13 protein-coding genes and 3 pseudogenes are annotated in these 20032 nt (G+C 63.4%); 10 read left to right on the top strand and 6 right to left on the bottom strand.

Annotated features, from left to right (window positions below):
• Positions 1-150: 150 nt before the first annotated feature.
• On the bottom strand, positions 151-1269 hold the full coding sequence (locus IY145_RS24005) for an RHE_PE00001 family protein (RefSeq protein WP_196410798.1): 1119 nt from the start codon (positions 1267-1269) through the stop codon (positions 151-153).
• A 585-nt stretch (positions 1270-1854) separates the two neighbouring features.
• Positions 1855-2986 (bottom strand): annotated as a pseudogene (locus IY145_RS24000) (IS3 family transposase).
• Between the two features lie 91 nt (positions 2987-3077).
• Between IY145_RS24000 and IY145_RS23995 the strand changes: the two are divergent.
• A pseudogene (locus tag IY145_RS23995) lies at positions 3078-3640 on the top strand (IS5 family transposase); the annotation flags it as partial.
• A gap of 644 nt (positions 3641-4284) precedes the next feature.
• Positions 4285-4434 (top strand): hypothetical protein, encoded by a 150-nt coding sequence (locus IY145_RS23990; RefSeq protein ID WP_196410796.1) that lies wholly within the window; start codon positions 4285-4287, stop codon positions 4432-4434.
• Positions 4435-4527: 93 nt separating this feature from the next.
• Here IY145_RS23990 and IY145_RS23985 read toward each other — a convergent pair whose 3' ends face one another.
• The 4 genes from IY145_RS23985 to IY145_RS23970 all read right to left on the bottom strand — a co-directional run bounded on the left by IY145_RS23985 (position 4528) and on the right by IY145_RS23970 (position 8423).
• Positions 4528-4659 carry a Tn3 family transposase gene (locus IY145_RS23985; RefSeq protein WP_312030659.1) on the bottom strand — a complete coding sequence of 44 codons (132 nt, stop codon included), beginning with the start codon at positions 4657-4659 and terminating at the stop codon, positions 4528-4530.
• Between the two features lie 129 nt (positions 4660-4788).
• The gene (locus IY145_RS23980; RefSeq protein WP_210332884.1) at positions 4789-6600 is read right to left on the bottom strand and encodes an ABC transporter ATP-binding protein; all 1812 of its coding nucleotides are present in this window, start codon (positions 6598-6600) and stop codon (positions 4789-4791) included.
• A gap of 42 nt (positions 6601-6642) precedes the next feature.
• Positions 6643-7740 (bottom strand): ATP-binding protein, encoded by a 1098-nt coding sequence (locus tag IY145_RS23975; protein ID WP_196410795.1) that lies wholly within the window; start codon positions 7738-7740, stop codon positions 6643-6645.
• A complete protein-coding gene (locus IY145_RS23970) occupies positions 7737-8423 on the bottom strand; it encodes a response regulator (protein WP_196410794.1) in 687 nt (228 codons plus the stop codon). The genes IY145_RS23975 and IY145_RS23970 overlap by 4 nt, the downstream gene beginning before the upstream one ends.
• Positions 8424-8672: 249 nt before the next feature.
• On the opposite strand from IY145_RS23970, the gene IY145_RS23965 reads away from it, so the two are divergent.
• The 8 genes and pseudogenes from IY145_RS23965 to IY145_RS23930 all read left to right on the top strand — a co-directional run.
• Complete coding sequence (locus IY145_RS23965; RefSeq protein ID WP_196410793.1) at positions 8673-9866, top strand: efflux RND transporter periplasmic adaptor subunit; 1194 nt, start codon at positions 8673-8675, stop codon at positions 9864-9866.
• An 8-nt stretch (positions 9867-9874) separates the two neighbouring features.
• Entirely contained in the window at positions 9875-12970 is a 3096-nt protein-coding gene (locus IY145_RS23960; RefSeq protein WP_196410889.1) for an efflux RND transporter permease subunit, read from the top strand.
• A gap of 186 nt (positions 12971-13156) precedes the next feature.
• Positions 13157-13933, top strand: coding sequence for an energy transducer TonB (locus IY145_RS26385; protein ID WP_312030658.1), 777 nt, complete (start codon positions 13157-13159; stop codon positions 13931-13933).
• An 86-nt stretch (positions 13934-14019) separates the two neighbouring features.
• Complete coding sequence (locus IY145_RS23950) at positions 14020-14805, top strand: STN domain-containing protein (RefSeq protein ID WP_196410792.1); 786 nt, start codon at positions 14020-14022, stop codon at positions 14803-14805.
• A 122-nt stretch (positions 14806-14927) separates the two neighbouring features.
• Positions 14928-15524, top strand: coding sequence for an RNA polymerase sigma factor (locus tag IY145_RS23945; protein WP_312030657.1), 597 nt, complete (start codon positions 14928-14930; stop codon positions 15522-15524).
• A 341-nt stretch (positions 15525-15865) separates the two neighbouring features.
• Entirely contained in the window at positions 15866-18535 is a 2670-nt protein-coding gene (locus IY145_RS26380) for a POTRA domain-containing protein (protein ID WP_312030656.1), read from the top strand.
• Positions 18435-18791, top strand: a complete 357-nt coding sequence (locus tag IY145_RS26375; RefSeq protein WP_312030655.1) for a ShlB/FhaC/HecB family hemolysin secretion/activation protein — start codon at positions 18435-18437, stop codon at positions 18789-18791. Before IY145_RS26380 ends, IY145_RS26375 begins: the two co-directional genes overlap by 101 nt.
• 190 nt (positions 18792-18981) lie before the next feature.
• Positions 18982-20032: pseudogene (locus tag IY145_RS23930) on the top strand (DUF2341 domain-containing protein); the annotation flags it as partial.

Genomic DNA, 20032 nt, shown 5'->3' with positions numbered 1-20032 from the left:
TTTGGGCAAGAGTCAGATTGGGGCAGGTCGGGCTCGATCAAGCCCTCGGCGACGAAGCATTTGACCGCGCGTTTCAGGCGCTCGACGGTCTATTGGGGCAGGGACCAACCATCAAACATGACTCCTGATGATGGCCATCCCTTCACACTTTCATATAACAGCCCAAGCCCTGTATCGCCTTCGTCCAGTCAACTCGCGAAGGTTCGATGAGAGTTCGTCTATCATCGTGGTCGCGGCTTGCTGCGACATTCGGAGTTCTTTGGCGACGAAAGGGACGGTGACGACCGGCGACGCCAGACACAGGTCAACGAGCCGCGGCAGCCTTGAATTCGTTCTGCGGTCTTTGCATTTTCTGAGCAGGAGCTCGCGTGCGAGCGTCAATCTGTCGAGTTCCTTCGAATCCGCCTTGGCCATGAGTTCGACCGCGTGTGCGAACGCCATGAGTCGTGATCCATAATCACTTTGACGACTCGTCCGATATTTGGTGTGACGAAATCCCGCATGCAGCGCTGATAGATGATGCAGCGTTTTCCCCCGGCGCCGTAGCAAGGTCGCGACGAGCAAGGGCCCGAGCCATGGGCTATGCTGAAGAGGTTCGATCTCTTCCCAAGCATCAAGCGCGACGCCTGCGGCCATCAACGGCGGAAGATTGGCTGTCTCGCCCAGACGCGCTCGCCACTCGGTGAGTCGGGCCTCCTCGTCCCAATCATCGTCGTAGACCAAACCAGAGTCGTCCCGTTTCCGCTGGGCCGGCTCGATGCACTCTGTCAAACGCGACGTTCGCGCCAGTAGTTTGTCGATCTCATCGAATTCCCCCGTTGAAGATCGCTCCCCGTTCTCGAACTCATCCTCCGCCGCATCTTCGTCCTCGATGGCGGCCGAGTTGGACGCGGTCGCCTCGAAGGGAATGCTGTGCGGTCGCGACACGCCACGCAGACTGGCGAGTCCTTCGATCGTCAGCGCCCATCCCGGTTCGCGATCGGCGATGCGACGGCGCGCGAGCAGAACGGCATGAGCCCGCACGAGTTGGTGCGTCGGAGTGTGCGTGTCCGTCCCGGCGTCATGAAGGACGAGATCCTCGAGCTGCACAAATTCGCCGGCGCGCCACAAGGCGGCGCAGGCGTCGTGGAAATGCGCGCGAAGAATAAACGCCTCGGCGACGGGATTGGACCGAAGCCGCTCGTCGAACCGCGCCAAGGCATCCGACGCATTCTCGAAGGGCATTTGGAGGCGAACCGATGCATTAGAGTTGGGAAGATCGAAATTCATTTTCTTTCTGTCCGAATCGGTCACTATTTCAAGCTAACTCAACTTTAAATTGTTTGATAGTGAATGCTTTTTCGGCCACTGGCCCTAATTTCGGATCACGTCGCCGCGGCCGCCGAATTCAAGCCTCGGGACGGCTCCGAAAGCGCGTTTTCGGCTAGCAAACCGACGAAAAGGGCTATTTTTCGGCCTTTCGCTGCTCGCCACCAATGTGGCGGCGGCGAACTTTGGCCTTTGGATGCGTTTTTAAACGGTCGATTTGTAAGGCCTTATAACTCTGGAACGAATGTTCCAATATCTAGGCTCAGGACCTATTAATTTGGAGTGAGGCGTGATTCAAGGTCTCCGAAATGGAGGCTTTGATGGGTGATTTGTTTTTGCTGAGCGAAGCGGAGATGGCGCGAATTTCCCCTCACTTTCCCTTGGCGCACGGCGTGCCGCAAGAGCTGGCCCCGCTTATTTGGACAGCGCCCCGCGGAAATAAGGTGGATCACTGCCGGGGTTTGCCGAACGCGGGGCTTTCGCGATTTTGTCGCGGCGTCGGGAGGGCGTAGCCCGACCAGAGGCGCGACAAAATCGTGGCGACGATCATGCCGCCATCACGGTCTCTCCACGACCAAAATAAGCCTCGTCTGGCGTGCGGGCGTCGAGGCTCGAATGCGGGCGCCGCTCATTGTAAAAGGCCAGATATTCGGCGATCGACGCGCGCGCCTCGGACACGCTGTCATAGGCGCGCAGATAGACCTCTTCATATTTGACGCTGCGCCACAGCCTCTCGACGAACACATTGTCGCGCCAGGCGCCCTTGCCGTCCATGCCGATGGCGATTTTCGCATCGAGCAGCACGCTCGTAAAGTCATGGCCGGTGAACTGGCTGCCCTGGTCCGTGTTGAAGATTTCGGGTCTGCCATGCTTTGCCCGCACCTCTTTCAACGCCTCGACGCAAAACTCCGCCTCCATCGTGATCGATACGCGATGCGCCAGCACGTGCCGGTTCGCCACGTCGACGACCGCCGCGAGATAGACGAAGCCGCGCCGCATCGGGATATAGGAGATGTCCGTCGCCCAGACATGATCGGGCCGCTCGATCTTCACGCCGCGCAGGAGATAAGGGTAGATCTTGTGCCCCGGCGCGGGCTTGCTCGTGTTGGGACGCCGATAGATCGCGGCAATGCCCATCCGCTTCATCAGCGTCGCCACATGGCGGCGACCGACGACGACGCCCTCGCGCCGCAAAAGATCGCGCAGCATCCGCGCCCCGCAAAGGGATGTTCGAGATGCAATTCGTCGATCCGCCGCATGAGCTTCAAATCCTCGGCCGAGACGGGCTGCGGCTTGTGGTAGACCGAGCTGCGCGCGACGCCGAGCGCTCGCGCCTGACGGGCGATGGGGAGATCGTGGCTGCGGTCGATCATCGTTTTACGCTCAGCAATCCCGCTTTGGTGAGCGCGCCGGACAAAAAATCATTGGTCAGCGTCAGTTCGCCGATCTTGGCGTGAAGCGCCTTCAAATCGACCGCCGCTTCCTTCGCTTCCGGTTTTTCCTGACCGAAAACGCCCGCCGCACCTTCGAGAAGCTGGCCCTTCCAAGTCGTGATCTGGTTCGGATGAACGTCGAACTGCTGCGCCAGCTCGGACAGGGTCTTCTCGCCCTTGATCGCGGCCAAAGCCACCTTCGCTTTAAACGCCGGAGAATGCGTCCGGCGGCTCTTCTTCGTCATCGAATGCTCCTGATTCGCAGCGAGAATCCTCGCCGCTGTCAGGCAGAAAATCCACTCAAGCTGCTGTCCGAAATTGCGAGGCCGGCTCTGTTGGAGCCGGCTCGGCGTCTTCGATCGTATCTTCGCCGCGCTCGCGGGAGAAGGGCCGAAGCCGGAGCGGATCATGATCGACTCCACTCATCTGAAAGCGCATCGGACGGCGGCGAGCCTCCTAAAAAAGGGGCTCTTTCCCGCTGTATCGGCCGCACGAAAGGCGGGCTGAACTCCAAGCTCCACGTCGTTTGCGACGGCGCCGGCAAGCCGCTTGTCATGATGTTGACCGAAGGGCAGATGAGCGATCACAAAGGCGCGAGGCTGATGCTCGACGCGCTGCCGCCGTCCTCGGCCCTGATCGCAGATCGCGGCTACGACAGCGACTGGTTTCGGCGAGCGCTCGCGGAACGCGGGACCGAGCCCTGCATTCCGCCGACAAAGAGCCGTAAGAAGCCTCTCGATTACGACAAGGCGCTCTACCGGCAACGTCATAAGATCGAGAACCTCTTCGCCAAGCTCAAAGACTGGCGGCGCATCGCCACCTGTTACGATCGATGCGCGCACGCCTTCTTCTCCGCCATATGCACCGCCGCCGCTGTCGCCTTCTATCTCAATCAATGAGTCCTGAGCCTAGGTGTTTCATGATATCTAATGACAATTTGCAACAGACGCCCACGAGCCAGTCCAAAAACCTGAAGGAACTCGCCGTCGCCCGCGACCGGGAGATAGCTCGTTCGCGGGATTTCGAAGCTGTAGAAATCCCGCGTATCTACCTTCAACGCCTCCGAGACGAGGGACTGCTCACGCAACCCGGACGGACGCACTCGCCAACGGCCAAATCAGCGCGCATCGCAGTCTCGCCGAGGCCTCGAAATCCGTTCCTACCGTGGTCATAGGACTGCTGTCGGCCCTGCAGTACCATGAGCTGACGACCCAGCTTCCGTCCCAGGTTTGGATGCTCCTGCCCTCAAAGGCATGGCGCCGAGGCAACCGCCCGCCACACTGAAGATTCTCCGCGCCAGCGGTGAGGCGCTGAAGGCCGGAGTCGAGCAGCGGCTCGTCGATCGGGTGGGTCGTCCCCATTACATCGCCTGCGAAAACAGTGACCGACTGTTTCAAATATCGCGGCAAAATCGGCCTCGACGTGGCTATCGAGGCGCTACGGGACTGCCTGACGAAAAAGCGGGCCACGCGCGACGAAATCTGGCGTTATGCCGCCATCGATCGCGTCCAGAATGCATGAGGCCCTATCTGGAGGCCCTTTCATGACGCGCGAGTCGCTCAAGAATGTCCCGGCCTCGGCGCGAGACCGGCTGACCCAGCGTGCGCGGGCCGCCGGCGAGAATATTCAGCTGATCCTGACCCGCTACGCGATCGAAAGGCTCCTGTACCGGCTCAGCGTTTCGCAACATTGAGGACAGTTCGACCTGAATGGCGCCTTCAGGTCGAAGTCGTCGAGGACGGCGTCGCCTTTCTCAGAGGTCTGAAGCCGATTGCGTGGGGTTTGGCTAATCGCCATTGAAGGAGATGTGCTTCCATCCGAGCGGAGCGACGTGCGCGAGAAGCTCATCGGGGCAAGCTTTGCCCTTCGAGCGCAGCTCATCGACGGCGCGTCCGAGGTGCATGTGCGCAACCTTCACGATCGTCGGCGACGCCGTCGAGCAGAACGATTATACGCACCTCGAGCCGGAGCGCATGCTCGGAAGAATAGGATGGCGGCTTGAATTCAGTGCGCGAACTGCATGAAAAGCAAAGGCTCTGCATAGGCGTCACGCAGTTTGACTATCGAGATGCGACCGCATCACCAGTTCCCAATAGGCTCGTCCTTGCGAAACGAGCTCGTCGTGCGTGCCGCGCTCGACGATCCGGCCCTTCTGCAAGACGATGATTTGATCGGCCTGCCGCACCGTCGAGAGGCGGTGGGCGATCGTGATGGTCGTGCGTCCCTGCGACAGTGTCGCGAGGGCGGACGCCATGGCGTGCTCCGTCTTGGCGTCGAGGGCGCTGGTCGCTTCGTCGAGCAGCAGGATCGGCGGATCGCGTAGGATGACGCGCGCGAGCGCCAGCCTTTGCTTCTCGCCGCCGGAAAAGCGATAGCCTCTCTCCCCGACCAGCGTCGCATAACCGTCGGGCAAGGCCGTGATCGTCTCGTGGATCTGGGCGATGCGCGCGGCCCTCGCGAGCTCATCGTCGGACGCCTCTGGACAGCCGAAGCGCAGATTCTCGGCGACGGTCGCATGGAGCAGATAAGGTTCCTGCGTCACGACGCCGAGCATGTCGGCGAGCGTCTCGAAACGAAGCGCGCGAATATCGACGCCGTCGAAGGAGATGACGCCCGTGTCCGCGTCATAGAGTCGGGCGAGCAGGTAGCCGAGCGTGGTCTTGCCCGAGCCGGTCTCGCCGACGATGGCCACATGGCCGCCGGCCGGAATGTCGATGGAGATGTCGTGCAGGGCGGCGGTCGTGGCGCCAGGGTAGAAAAAGGAGACATTCTCCACCCTGACCGCGCCGCGCATGTCGGCCCGGTGGAGCGCGACCGTGTCGGCGCATTGCGTGATCTCGACCGGTCTGTCGAGATAAGCGAATATCCGCGCGAAGAGCGCGCGGGTCGTTCGCATCTCCCGCCCGATTTCTAGAAGCTGCTCGAGCGGCCATAGCAATTGCTCCTGCAACGCGATCATGGCGACGAGCGTGCCGATGGTAATCGGCGTGCCGGCCTGCATCAGCAGTCCGCCGACCAGTAGCGTCAGCGCCGGAAGCACGGAGAGCGCGAGGTTGATGAGCGCCCATTGCCATTCGCCCGCCGTATGCGCGCGAGCTTCGAGCTTCGCCACCTCTCGGGAGAGGTGCGAGAAGCGATGCGACAAATGCTCGCCGCGGTTCATCGTTCTGGCGAGGATCACGCCGGAGATCGAAAGCGTCTCCTGGATGGCCGACGACATGTCGGCGATGCGCTCCTGCTGCTCGAAAAGGAGCTTTTCGCGCATTCGCGCGACCCGATTGCTGATCGCCACTGTTCCGGGAACGATCAGAAAGACGAAGAGAGCCAATCGCCATTCGAGCAGCAAAATCGCCACGGCGGTCATGACCACTGTGGCCGAAGATCGCGCCAGTTCGTTCGCGCTGGTGGTCACGAGCGATTGCAGCCCGGAAATATCGCTGGCGATGCGCGACTGAATCTCGCCTGCGCGCGTCGCCGTGAAGAAGCCGAGAGACAAGGATTGAAGGTGCGAATAGACCCTCACCCGCAGATCATGCATGATCGCTTGCCCAATCCTGATCGACAGAATCACTTGCGCCGTGCTGAGGCAGGTCGATAGGACAGCGACGAACAGCAGGCCGACGACCAGCGCGACGAGCTGATGCAGATCGGAACGGGGTAGAGCCTCGTCGATGATCGCGCGCAGGAGAAAAGGCGACGACATGCCCGCGCCCGCGCCGAGGAGCATCAAGGAGGCGACAATTGCGATCTTGGCGCGGTAAGGCCTGAACAGTTCGAGAACGCGGCGCAGAGACACATGCGTTGCGGCGACTTTCTCGTAATCGTTCTCGGGCCGATCCATTGCAGGTGAAGCGGTCATTCGATCGTCCGTGCTTGCTCGATCAGCATCGTGGCGGCGCCGTCATTCGGCAGGCGCGTCGCCGCCGATGCGATCGCGCGCTCGGGCGAGCGGCAGAACGATCTCGAAGATCGCGCCGCCGGCCGCGGAGGCTCTGTATTGCGCGCGACCGTGATGCGCTTCCGCTATGGCGCGCACCACGGAGAGGCCGAGGCCCGCGCCGCCATGGCGACGCGAGCGTGAGGCTTCCGCCCGGCTGAATGTATCGAACGCATGGGGCGCGAAGTCGGGCGCGAGGCCCGGCCCCTGGTCCTCGACGGCGATCGCGATGTCGTCCTCCTCCGCTCTCGTCGAAACGCGCAAAAGCCCCGGCGTCGCGTAGCGTTTTGCGTTGTCGAGAAGGGCGAGCAGCGCCTGCCGCAATCGAACCCCGTCGCAGGCCAGGACGATTCGGCGGGTATCGAGCTCGATCGCGAAGCCGGCCTCGACGAGTGCGGGCCGCATGGCCTCGACGGCCCGCCGAATCTCCTGCTCGAGATCGGTCGGCTCGAAACGCATCTCCAGCCGGCGGCTCTCCGACAGAGTGACGATGCGCAGATCGTCGACGAGGCGCGACAGGCCTTCCACTTGCGACAGGAGATTTTGGAACAATTCGTCGCTCGGCGCGAACACGCCGTCGGCGAGACCATGCAGCCGGCCACGCAGGATCGTCAATGGCGTCCTGAGCTCATGCGCGATCGCGGCGTTCCAGGAGGCCATCGCGGCGACGCTATCCTCGAGGCGTTGCGCCATCGCATTGAAGTCGTCCACCAGTCGAGCCGTTTCACCGAGCGATCTGTCGCCGGGCGAGGCCCGCGCCGTGAGATCGCCGGCGGCGATCCCGCGCGCGCCTTCGGCGAGCGAATTGAGAGGAACGAGAATCCGCTTCGTCAGGCGGAGCGCCGCGAAGATCGCGATGACGAGAGCAAAGAGCAGCAGGGCCGCGATCAGCACGAAGTCGGGCGCCTCGGGAAGAAGCGGCGGCGGCCCGGGCGGCGGCGGGTAGTAGGTCAGATAGACGCCATAGAAGACAAAGGAGCCGACGAACACGATCATCACTGCGACGGCGACGACAGCGCTCATCGACAGCGTGATCTGTCGGCTCAAACGATAGCGGGTCATGGCGTCGCCAGCCGATAGCCGACGCCGCGCACGACATTCATCAGGCCGGTCGCGCCGGCCTCGTCGAGCTTGCGGCGCAGATTGCTCATATGACTGTCGACGGTCCGCTCCAGGGCGTCGCCGCCGGGCAGGCAGGCGTCGACCAGCTCGCCGCGGCTGAACGCGCGCGAGGGCGATTTCGCCATATGGGCGAGGAGCCGGAATTCCGTCAGCGTCAGGGGCAGTGGCGCCGCGGCGTCGCCGTCTCGTACCCTGGCGAGAAAGCTTTGAAGATCGATCTCGAGCTTGCCGATGCGCAAGACCGGGCTGTCGGCGCGCGCATTGGTTCGCCGCAGAACCGCTTTCACGCGCGCGACGATTTCGGCGGGATTGAACGGCTTCACCACATAATCGTCCGCGCCGAGACGCAATCCCTGAAGACGCTCTATGTCCTCGTCGAGCGCGGTGATCATGATGACCGGCGTGTCGCCGCGACGCCGCAGTTCGGCCAGCGTCTCCCAGCCGTCGACATTCGGCATGTTCACATCCAGCAAGACGATGTCCGGCTTCAGAATCGCATGTTGATCGAGCGCGATCCGGCCATCCGCCGCGCTCACGGTTCGCAGTCCTTCCCGCGCCAGATAGGCTTCCAGAATCGCGGTGATGTCCGGTTCGTCGTCGGCGATGAGAACGAGCTCGTTCATCGTCGAACGCTCGCGGGCTTGCTGACTGGGCTCACATCGGTCCTCGCGGGTGGGACAGCGCCTTCGCGCGCTCTGGCCGCCCCGACATATGGCCGAAATTCCGGCCGCTGCAAACGCTCCCGACGCCTCGAGAGCGCGGACATCCGCGGTCTCCATCAAATCTCCATCAAATCTGCACGATTCTCGAACGGCGACGGCGTAGGTCACGATCGAACCCGAAGCCTCCGCAATATTCTCGAAAGCGCGCCCATGAATTTTCGCCCGACGATCGCCGCCTTCACCGCCGCCGTGGCGCTCACCGGATGCGACTTCATTTCGAGCGACCGAAGCAAGTCGTCGCCCGTGCGGCCCGAGGTGGGCGTCGTCACCTTGCATCCTCGAAATGTCGCCATCGCCTCCGCGCTGCCCGGCCGCATCGTCGCTTCGCTGGTGGCGGAAGTGCGGCCGCAGGTCGCGGGGATCATTCAGAAGCGGCTGTTCCAGGAGGGCGGTGAGGTCGCCGAGGGCGCGCCACTCTATCAGATCGATCCGGCGCCTTATCGCGCCGCGCATGACAGCGCCGTCGCCGCCTTGCAAAAGGCCGAGGCCGCCGTGCCCAGCGCTCGAGCCAAGGTCGAGCGCTATCAGGGACTGAGCAAGAAGAACGCCGTCAGCACGCAGGATCTCGAGGAGGCCGTCGCGGCTCTGGCCCAGGCGCGCGCCGATGTGGCGACCGCTCAGGCGAATGTCGCGAGCGCGAAGATCAATCTCGACTATACGACGATCAAGGCGCCGATCGGCGGCCGCGCCGACAAATCCTCGCTGACGCAAGGCGCGCTGGTGACGGCCGGTCAGGCCGATACGCTCACCACCATCCGCACGCTCGATCCGATCTATGTCGACCTCGCGCGATCGAGCGCCGCCTTGCTCGATCTGCGACGGGCCATAGACGAGGGCCGCATCCGATTGTCGGAGCGCGAGGTCGATGTGAGGCTGAAGCTCGAGAATGGCTGGGTCTATCCGATGACTGGACGGCTCGAATTCACCGAGGCCAAAGTCAGCCAGACGACCGGAACTGCGACAGTGCGGGCGGTCTTCCCCAATCCGTCGCGGCTGCTTCTGCCGGGAATGTACGCCCGGGCGATCGTCGAGGAAGGCGTCGCGCCCGGCGCGTTCCTCGTCCCTCAGCGCGCGGTCGTCCGCAACGTCGGGGGGCAGGCGACGGCGCTGGTGCTCGGCAAGGACGACAAGATCGAGGAGCGCGTGCTCTCCGTCGGCAGGACGGTCGGCAATAATTGGCTGGTCACGGCGGGGCTCGGCGACGGCGACCGCGTGGTCGTCGAAGGCTTGCAGCTCGTGCGCGCCGGGCAACCGGCGACAGGCGTCGAGGTCGTGATCGACGACGCTACCGGCGAGCTGCGCGAGCGCGAGCCGACGACGGCGAAAATCCAGGCGAAAGGCTGACGCGCGTGATCTCGGCATTTTTCATCGCCCGTCCGATCTTCGCCTCGGTGATCGCGATCGTCGTCATGCTCGGCGGCCTGCTGGCGCTCCTCGGCCTGCCGGTTTCGCAATATCCGGAGATCGCGCCTCCGACGATCCAGATCACCGCCACCTATTCCGGCGCCGATGCGCGGACGGTCGAGAATTCGGTCACCAAGATCATCGAGCAAGGCATGACCGGCCTCGACCATCTCGACTATATGACCTCGACGTCGACATCGACCGGCCAGGCCGACATCTCCCTCACCTTCACCAACGCCGCCAATCCGGATGTGGCGCAGATGCAGGTGCAGAACAAGCTGCAGCTCGTCACCGCGCTGCTGCCGACCATGGTCCAGTCCAATGGCCTCACCGTCACCAAATCGTCGAGCGCCTTTCTGATGGTCGTCGGCTTCGTCTCGACCGACGGCAAGATGACCGGCACGGATCTGTCGGATTACGTCAAGAGCGCGCTCAACGACACGCTGAAACGGGTCGAAGGCGTCGGCAACACGCAGCTCTTCGGCGCCGGCTATGCGATGCGCATTTGGCTCGATCCGGACAGGCTCGCCGAATATGCGCTGAACCCGGGCGATGTCGCGAGCGCGATTCAGGCGCAGAACGCGCAAGTGTCGGCAGGACAGCTCGGCGGTCTGCCGGCGCGCAGAGGGCAGCAGCTCAACGCCACCGTCACGGCGCAGAGCCGCCTGCAGACGCCGGAGCAATTCCGCGACGTCATCATCAAGAGCGCGGCCGATGGATCGCTGGTTCGCATCGGCGACATAGCGACCGTCGAGCTCGGCGCCGAGGATTATGTCAGCGCCTCGACCTATAATGGCGCGCCGGCCACCGGCCTCGCAATCAATCTGGCGACGGGCGCGAATGCGGTCCGCACGGCCGCGTTGGTGAAGGCGGCGATCGATCGGCTCGCGCCGACCTTTCCCGAAGGACTGAAAGTCGTCTATCCCTACGACACGACGCCTTTCGTCAAAATCTCGATCGAGCAGGTGACTCACACGCTGATCGAGGCGATCGTGCTCGTCTTTCTCGTCATGCTGGCCTTTCTGCACAATATTCGCGCCACGCTCATTCCGACGCTCGTGCCGGTGGTGCTGCTGGGAACTTTCGGCGTTCTGGCGGTGGCGGGATATTCGATCAACACGCTCACCATGTTCGCCATGGTGCTGGCGATCGGACTCCTGGTCGACGACGCCATCGTCGTCGTCGAGAATGTCGAGCGCATCATGCATGAGGAAGGGCTGTCGCCGCGCGAGGCCACTGTCAAATCCATGACGGAGATCACCGGCGCGCTCATCGGCATCACGACGGTCTTGTCTGCAGTCTTCGTGCCGATGGCGTTCTTCGGCGGCTCGGTCGGCGTCATCTACCGCCAATTCTCCGTCACCATCGTTTCGGCCATGGCGCTGTCGGTCGGCGTCGCGCTGATCCTGACGCCGGCGCTCTGCGCGACGCTTCTGCGTCCGCCGAGGCCGGGCGTTCAGAAGGCCGGCTTGTTCCGTTGGTTCGATCGCGAGATGGAACGCGGCGCCGACGCTTATCGAGATGGCGCGGCCGCGGTTTTGCGGCGCCCTAGACGAGGATTTGCGGCTCTGGCCGTGATGACGATCGCGGCCGCCGCGCTGTTCACGCGCCTGCCGAACTCGTTCCTGCCGCAGGAGGATCAGGGCTATCTGATGGTCAGCGTGCAACTGCCTGTCGGCGGGACCAGCGACCGCACGGAACGCGCGCTCGATCGGGTGACGCGATATTTTCTCGACCAAGAGAGCAAAGCCGTCGATGGCGTCATGACGGTGAGAGGCTTCGCCTTCAGCGGCCTCGGCCAGAATGTCGGCATGGCTTTCGTCGGCCTGCGCGACTTTTCGGAACGCAAGGCGTCCGATCTGTCCGCGGCCGCAGTGACGGAGCGCGCGACGGCGGCGCTCGCCTCAATCCGAGACGCGCAGGTTTTCGTGCTGGCGCCGCCCGCGATCGAGGGATTGGGCACGAGCAGCGGCTTCGATTTCTATCTCGAGGATCTGACCGGCGCCGGCCACGAAAAGCTCTTGGCCGCGCGAGACCATTTGCTCGCCGACGCCGCGCGAAGCAGGCTCTTGAACGGCGTGCGGCCGAACGGCCAGGACGACACGCCGCAATTTGCGATCGATGTCGATCAGGAAAAAGCGAGCGCCCTCGGCGTCGGCCTTTCCGACGTCAACGCCACGCTGTCCACCGCCTGGGGCGGCGCTTATGTGAACGACTTCATCGATCGCGGCCGCGTCAAGAAAGTCTATCTGCAATCGGCGGCCGATTTCCGAATGCAGCCGGACGATCTCGACCGCTGGCATGTCCGCACAGCTTCGGGCGAGATGGCGCCCTTCTCGTCCTTTGCGTCCGGCCGCTGGGCTTTCGGCTCGCCGCGCCTCGAACGCTACAATGGATCGCCCGCCGTTCAGATACAGGGCGAAGCCGCCAGCGGCGCCAGCTCCGGCGACGCCATGACGGAGATCGACCGTCTCGTCGCCGGCCTGCCGCCCGGATTCGCCCATGAATGGACCAGCCTGTCCCGGCAGGAGCGTCTTTCGGGCAATCAGGCCACGGCGCTCTATGCGATCTCCGTCCTCGTCGTCTTCCTGTGCCTCGCCGCACTCTATGAAAGTTGGACGGTCCCTCTCGCCGTCATGCTGTGCGTGCCGATCGGTGTGCTCGGCGCGCTCGTCGCGGCGCTGATGTTCGGACAGGCCAATGACGTCTATTTCAAGGTCGGCCTGCTGACGACGATCGGTCTCGTCGCCAAGAACGCCATTTTGATCGTCGAATTCGCTATCGACCACCAACGGGTGGGCATGGATGTGACCGAGGCGACGCTGCTCGCGGCGCGCCAGCGGCTGCGCCCGATCGTCATGACGTCCTTTGCCTTCATCCTCGGCGTCGCGCCGCTCGCTTTCGCCAGCGGCGCCGGTTCGTCCGCCCAAAACTCGATCGGCGTCGGCGTCATGGGCGGCATGATCGCGGCCACGGCGCTCGCCATCTTCTTCGTTCCTCTGCTGTTCGTCGGCGTTCATCGCATCTTCGCAGGCGCGCCCTGACGTGCGCGTGCAGTAACCTACGGGAGCGCTGAACGACGCCCCCCAAACGCTCGACAGCCCACCTGGCGGCGGTTTGTCATCAAATGGAAATATACTTCGCATGTAAGTGGTCTATCTCAGCGAAAGGCGAACGATGCTCGGTGGCGACGCAGTGGGCGGAGAGCGCGCGCAGCGGTCGCTCGTTCGATGGTGGGCGTCGGGGGACGTCCGTCGGCGGCTGTCTTGCTCTTTACGTGGCGTTGGACTGGGGTAGCGGGCATGTCGGATCAGGGTTCGCCGACTCGTGAGTGGAGTGGGCGGGAGGCGGACTGGCTCGCAGTCGCCCGACCGCTCGAGGTCAGATGGCTGGTTGCTGTGACGGTGATGGTTCCGGCGCTTCTCGCCGTGGGGGTCTACTTGCTCCGCCATGCGCCGTCGTCGAGCTATTCGAGGGCGCAGGACTCCATCATCGACGTCCGCTTGCTTCCTCCGCGTGAGCACGTCGACCGCACGCAGGAGCCGCCGCCGAGGAACGGGACGGCGTCCGCTATGCTGCCCGAGCGATTTGTGGAACGTTCCGAGCCGACCGATGTCGCCCCGAACTCGAGGCCGACGCCACGGGAACGGACCGTCGATACGCCGTCTGCGACAGAGGCTCCCGCTGCGTCCCCGACCCCGATACTCGCTTCGGACAATCGAGCAGCGGTCGCCTTCCAAAAGGCTCTGCTGGCCCATATCGCCCGGTTTCGGCGGTATCCGGAAGAGGCTCGGCGGGCGGGACAGCAGGGAACGGTGCAAGTGCTCTTCGCCATGCGGCGGGACGGCGCCGTCACCGACGTGCAGATTCGGACCAGTTCCGGCCAGAGCGCTCTCGATGCGGCGGCCGCCGAAACGATCCGGCGGGCGCAGCCGCTGCCGAGAATCCCCCGTGAACTTCCCGACCGGCTGACGATTCTCGCGCCGATCGCTTTTGATATGCTCTGACGCCGGGACCATTCGTCGCAGGAATGGCGAGCGCAGATCGGAACCGCTGCACGGCGGCGTCGTTGCGGATCGGAGAGTTGAGAGTCATGCGCATCGATTTGTCGGCCAAACGGGTTTCTGCGAGTGGGCGGGGGGCTTCCATGGGCGAGGCCGATCGCATCCGCGCCGCGAGGGCGTCGTTCCTGCCGTCGTTTTTCGTAATGGCGTGGGTCGCCGCTTTCGCCTATGCGGCGTCGGCCCAGGACGAGGGCGCGCGGCAGGAGTCGTTTCGCTTCTACGACATTCCCGCGCAGTCGCTCGCGAGCGCGCTGGAGGCCTATGGCCAGGCGGCTGGCGTGCAAGTGCTTTTCGAGAGCCGCTCTGCGGCCGGACGCCGATCTGCGCCTCTGCACGGCAGCTTCACGGCGGACGCCGCGCTCGAGCGTCTTCTGGCGGGAACCGACGTCAAAGTTCGCTATGTCGGGCCCAATGCGATCACGCTCGAGCCGCTTGCGGCCCTCTTTGATTTGCCGCCTGCTCATCCTCTCGCGTCTGCTGATATGTCTCTAGATCCGTTGCAAGTTCAGGCGTCGAGGGACGGCGACCAAGAACTGGCGCTCTTGCGAGATTATAGTGACGCCGTCCGCAGCGACATCGAGCGGGCTCTACGCAGAAATGCGCGGACGCGCTCGGGAAACTACCGTATCGGTGTCAAGCTCTGGGTGGATGATGCGCGCAGGGTCGAACGCGCTCAACTGTTCCAGTCGACCGGCGACAGCGAGCGGGACGCTGCGGTGAGCGCCTCTCTCCAAGGGCTTCTCATCAGCCGGGACGCGCCGACGCATCTGCCGCTGCCTGTTCGCGTCCTGGTCGTCGTCAAATCGCTCAAATAGACACGGCGGTTCCCGATGACCGTCGAGATCGTGTCGCCGCAGCGGCCGAACCGCGTCCGCATAAAGGATATTCGGCGACGCCTGGAGCGGGGCTGTCATAAATTCGTCGTTCAACGTCGTTAGTGACTGCATGCTCTCGAGGTCTCGAGAGCCGGCGTCGTTGGGGCCCGAGTTCCGTGATACAGACCAATCGTGCGCGTTTGTGCAGTCAGCTCGTCGAAAGCTACGACGAATTGCTGAGACGACTCACGAGGCGGTTGGGCTCGTCGGATTTCGCATACGAAACGCTTCACGAGACATTCCTGCGATTGGACCGGGTGGGCGAGGCGGCGGACGTTCGAAGCCCGAAGGATTATATTTTTCGCACGGCCGTCAATATCGCCAAGGATCACAAGAAAGCCGGGCGCAATCGCGTGAGCGCTGCTGCGGTGGATGCGATTCTCGACATTTGCGACGAAGCGCCAGGACCCGCCCAGATCGCCGAAGCGCGCTCCGAGATCGAAGCTTTCACGCGCGCGATGGCAGAGCTGTCGCCGCGTCGCCGCGAAGTGCTGAGGAAAATCGCCGTCGAGGGTCGGACGGCGCAAGAGGTTGCGACCAGTCTGGATGTCACCACCAGAACCGTCGAGGCTGATCTCAGATATGCTTTGACGCATTGCGCGGATCGCTTGAGTCGCAAACGCGTGCTTCGGCTGGGGGGGCCACGGCCGAAGTCATGACGCCGCGGCTGCGCCGTGGCGACGCGCCCTGAGAGAAGGGCGCGCTGCGCGCCGTCCAAAACTCTCTGGCAAAATCGTCTCTCTTTTCTCCATCGCATTTCGGGATAGGCGCGCGCCAGTCGTCTGATGTTCAGAAGGACAGGACTCTTTCGCGCGCGTCGGAGCGGACCTTCGACGACGAGAGCGGACGTCGTCTCGTTCGCGACGGCTTCGGTCGAGTCGACGACCCGATCGGACGGTTCCGCGCAGGACCGAAAAATGCGATGCGAGAAGATTGCTCCAAACCCATAGAATCGCATAAAGCTACGCGACGCTCTCGCGTTCTGAGGGAGGATTCTGGCGTGGCCGGCGCCGACGACGAGCCTCGAACCGTGAATGAGCCGGCCGATACGTGCGAGCCTCGCCTCCTGCTGGACGAAGCACTCGGCTGGGTCGCGCGACTGAAAGCCGGCGAGCCCTCTGCCGCGGATCTCGAAGAATTGCAGCGTTGGCGCGCGCAGAGTCCTCTTCACGAAGGGGCGTTTCGGGACGCCGTACGCGTCTGGCGTCTCGTCGGCGTAGCCGGCCGGGAGCTGGCCGCCGAAGGGAGCGAGAAGACTGCCTCGCCGCCGCAAATAATGTCGCCGCACCGGGCGCTGTCGCGTCGCGCGTTTGTCGGGGGCACGATCGCCGCCTCGATCGCCGGGGTCGCGCTCCTGCACCCGCCGCTCGATCTATGGCCATCACTCAAAGAACTCTCCGCCGATTACCGCACGGGCAAAGGCGAGCGGCGAATGGTGGCCCTCGCTCTGGACGTTTCCCTGGAGATGAACACCCAGACGAGTATCGCGGTGAAACCGACGGAGGCGGCGTTACAGATCGAGCTGATTTCCGGGCAGACCGCGGTCTCCGTAGACCTGCCGCAGTCGCGGCGGCTCGTCGTCCTCGCAGCCGGGAGCAAGATCACGGCGAACCAAGCGCGCTTCGACGCGCGCTGCATCGATGGCGTCGTCTCGGTGAGCTGCCTCGAGGGCTCGGTGAGCGTCGAGCAGGGCGAATTCATGTTGCGCTTCGGCAAGGACGAGCAAGTGTCTTACGGCGCCGACGGCGTCATGCGATCCTCGCGCGTCGATCCGCGTCGAGTGACGGCTTGGCGGGAGGGGCTGCTGCTCTTTCACGACACACCGCTCGCCGAGGTCATAGAAGAGGTCAATCGCTACAGGCCGGGCAAAATCATCATCGCCAACGCCGATTTGAGTAGACGCATCGTTGACGGCGTTTTTTCGCGTCGATCGGCTCGAGATTTTCGTGGAGCAGGTTCAGCGCCTGTTCGGAGCCCGCGCGCTGGCGCTTCCGGGCGGAGTCGTGCTTCTCGGTTGACCGGCCGCCGCACCACGGTGCGTAAAAGCGGTCCTCTCGAAATTCTCGTCGATCTGATCTCGCGAGGGGAGGGCTCCGTATTTTTTCGTAATTTGATTTTCGGGTCCGGGCTAGCCGAGTCGTCTTTCGAACGAGGGGGCGCGTTTGATCGCCGCTCCGGGCGGCGATCAAACGCGGGGAGCGCGCTTCCTGCGTTGGTGAGGAACCGAATGGTTTTGTCCAGTAGTGCGCCGAGCGGCCGCGTATATACGCGGTTTCGAAGCGATGTCGGTCGTGACTTTGTCGCGGTTCTAGTGATGTGCGGCGGCCTGTCGGCGTCGACCGACGCTTGGTGCATGGGCAAAGCGCAGAGCGCTGCGGCAGGAGGCGCCGCTGAGGCGACGTCCCCGGGAAAGGCGGCCGCAGAGACGAGAGCGCCCAAGCCGCCTGCCTCCGCGAAGGCGGAGTCGGAGAGTTCCGCGTCGTCGGCGCGTTTCGATATCGATGATTTCGTCGTCGACGGAGCCGATCGACTGACGCAACTCGAGGTCGAGGAAGCGATCTATCCATTCGTCGGCCCAGGTCGCACTGCCGCCGATGTCGAAAAAGCGCGCGCAGCTCTCGAAAAAGCCTATCACGATAAAGGTTTTCAGACGGTCGCCGTATCCGTTCCGCAACAAAATGCGCAAGGCGGCGTCATTGTCCTCAAGGTCGCCGAGCTCAAAATCGGCCGCTTGCGCGTGAAGAGCGCGCGCTTCTTCGACATCGACCAGATCAAGGCCAAGGCGTCCTCTCTGAAGGAAGGAACCGTGCCGAATTTCGGCGAGGTGACGAAAGATATCGTCGCGCTCAACCAATGGCCGGACCGGCGCGTGACGCCAGCCTTACGCGCCGGCGTCGCGCCAGGCACGGTGGATGTCGATCTCGAGGTCGAAGACAAGTTTCCGCTACATGCGAACATGGAGTTCAACAATCGCCGCTCGCCCAACACGACGCCTCAGCGGATCATCGGCACGGTGCGCTACGATAATCTTTGGCAGCTCGGTCATTCGCTGAGTTTCACCTATCAGGCGGCGGCGCAGAAACGCTCCGACGCCGAGGTCTTCTCCGCCTCCTATCTCGCGCGCGTGCCGGACGTCGATTGGCTGGCGGTGCTCGCATATGGGCTCACCTCGACGAGCGACGTCGCCACCGTCGGCGGCGTGAATGTCGTCGGGCCGGGCCAGACTGTCGGATTGCGCGCTGTGATGTCGCTGCCGGCGATCGAGAATTTGTATCATTCCTTCTCGGTGGGGCTCGACTATAAGCATTACGGCGAGGTCGTCAGGATCGGAACCGAAACTTCATTCTCCTCGCCGATCACCTATAATCCGCTCGTGGCGACTTACAACGCTACCTATCAGACCGAAAATTTCACGACACAGCTCAACGCGTCGTTCACTCTGAACATGCGTCCCGCGAGCAGCAACGCGACCGCATTCGACAATAAGCGCGCCTATGCGTCGGGAAACTTCACGCGCTTCAACCTCGATGTCTCGCATCTGCAGGAGCTGCCGGGCGCCTTCCAAGGCTATGGCCGGATCGTCGGCCAGAATCGCCGACGGGCCATTGGCGTCGAGCGAGCAGATCAGCGTCGGTGGTCTCGACACCGTGAGGGGCTATCTCGAATCTGAGGTTCTCGGCGACACCGGAGCCGCCGGCACAGTGGAGCTGCGGCAGCCCCAACGTCGGCGAAATTCTGCAGGATGCGGTCAAACGCGAAGCCGGCGCAGATCGCCTGCCGGTAAGCCTGTTCAACGAGTGGCGGCTGTTTCGGCTTCGTCGACAAGGGGGTCGTCGAAGTCATTCATCCGCTGGCCGAGCAGCAGGCGCATTTCAATTTGTGGAGCTACGGCTTCGGGGCGCGCGTCAAGCTGCTCGACCATGTGAGCGGCATGTTCGTTTATTCGATGCCGATGATCAGCCAACTCTATACGCAGGCGAAGGAGCCGCGCCTGAACTTCCGTGTCTGGGGTGAATTCTGATGACGACGATGACGTTCGACATGCCCATTCGATCCGAGCTGCGAAGCCGCCAATCGGCGCTCGAGTTCGCGAGCCGCCGCTTCCGCATCGCCTCGATGCTCTTTTGCGTCGCTACGATGATGACATTGTGGTCGTCCTCCGCATTCGCCTGGTGGAACGACGAGTGGCAGCTTCGCAAGAAAATCACCATCGACGCCAGCGCCTCCGGAGCCAATATCACGGATCCGATCGGCGCGACGCCGGTGCTGGTGCGACTGCACATAGGCAATTTCCGCTTTTCCCTCGGCCAAAGAGGATGGTGGCGATCTGCGCTTCGTCGCCGGCGACGACAAGACGCCGCTCAAGCATCACATCGAGAAATTCGATCCGCTTCTAGGGGAGGCGTTGATATGGGTGGCCGCGCCGAATGTGCAGCCCGGCGCAAAGACGGACATATGGTTGTACTATGGCGACAAAAAGCCGTCTCGACCGCTGATCCCAAAGGCGCCTATGATGCGGACGCCGTGCTCGTCTATCATTTTGCGGAACGCGGAACGCCGGCGCTCGACTCGTCAGTGTGGGGCAACAATGCGTCGAGCGTCGGTCAGCCAGCCGATGGCGCGATCATCGGCGGCGGCTTGCGGCTCGACGGCCGCACGCCTCTTATTCTTCCCGCGTCTCCGCCCTTGGCGCTCGCCGCTGGCGGCGCTTTCACCTTTTCGGCTTGGGTCAAGCCGGCGACGCTCGCGTCCGATGCGGCGCTCTACAGCCGCCGCGACGGCGCCGATGCAGTGACGATCGGCCTCGACAATGGCGCGCCTTATGTCGAGGTGACGACAGCGGGCGCGGTCACGCGCAGCGCCGTCGGCGCGCCTTGGACTGCGAACGCTTGGCGGCATCTCGCCGTTGTCGCTGGCGCGGGGCGCCTCTCGCTCTATGTCGACGGCCGTGTCTATGCGACGCTCGACGCCAGCGTTCCAGAGCTTCGCACGAGCGCTGCGATCGGCGGCGAAGCGGGCGCTCCTGGCTTCGTCGGCGATATCGACGAATTGCAGATCGCCAAGAGCGCGCGTCCGGCCGGTTTCATCAATTCGCTGCGATCGGACAGGGGCCGGATCCATCCAAGCTCATCTCCTTCAGCGTCGACGAAGAGACCGCGAGCTGGTT

This window comes from Methylosinus sp. H3A (assembly GCF_015709455.1).
GTDB lineage: Bacteria > Pseudomonadota > Alphaproteobacteria > Rhizobiales > Beijerinckiaceae > Methylosinus.
This window is presented reverse-complemented; position numbering and strand designations above follow the sequence as displayed.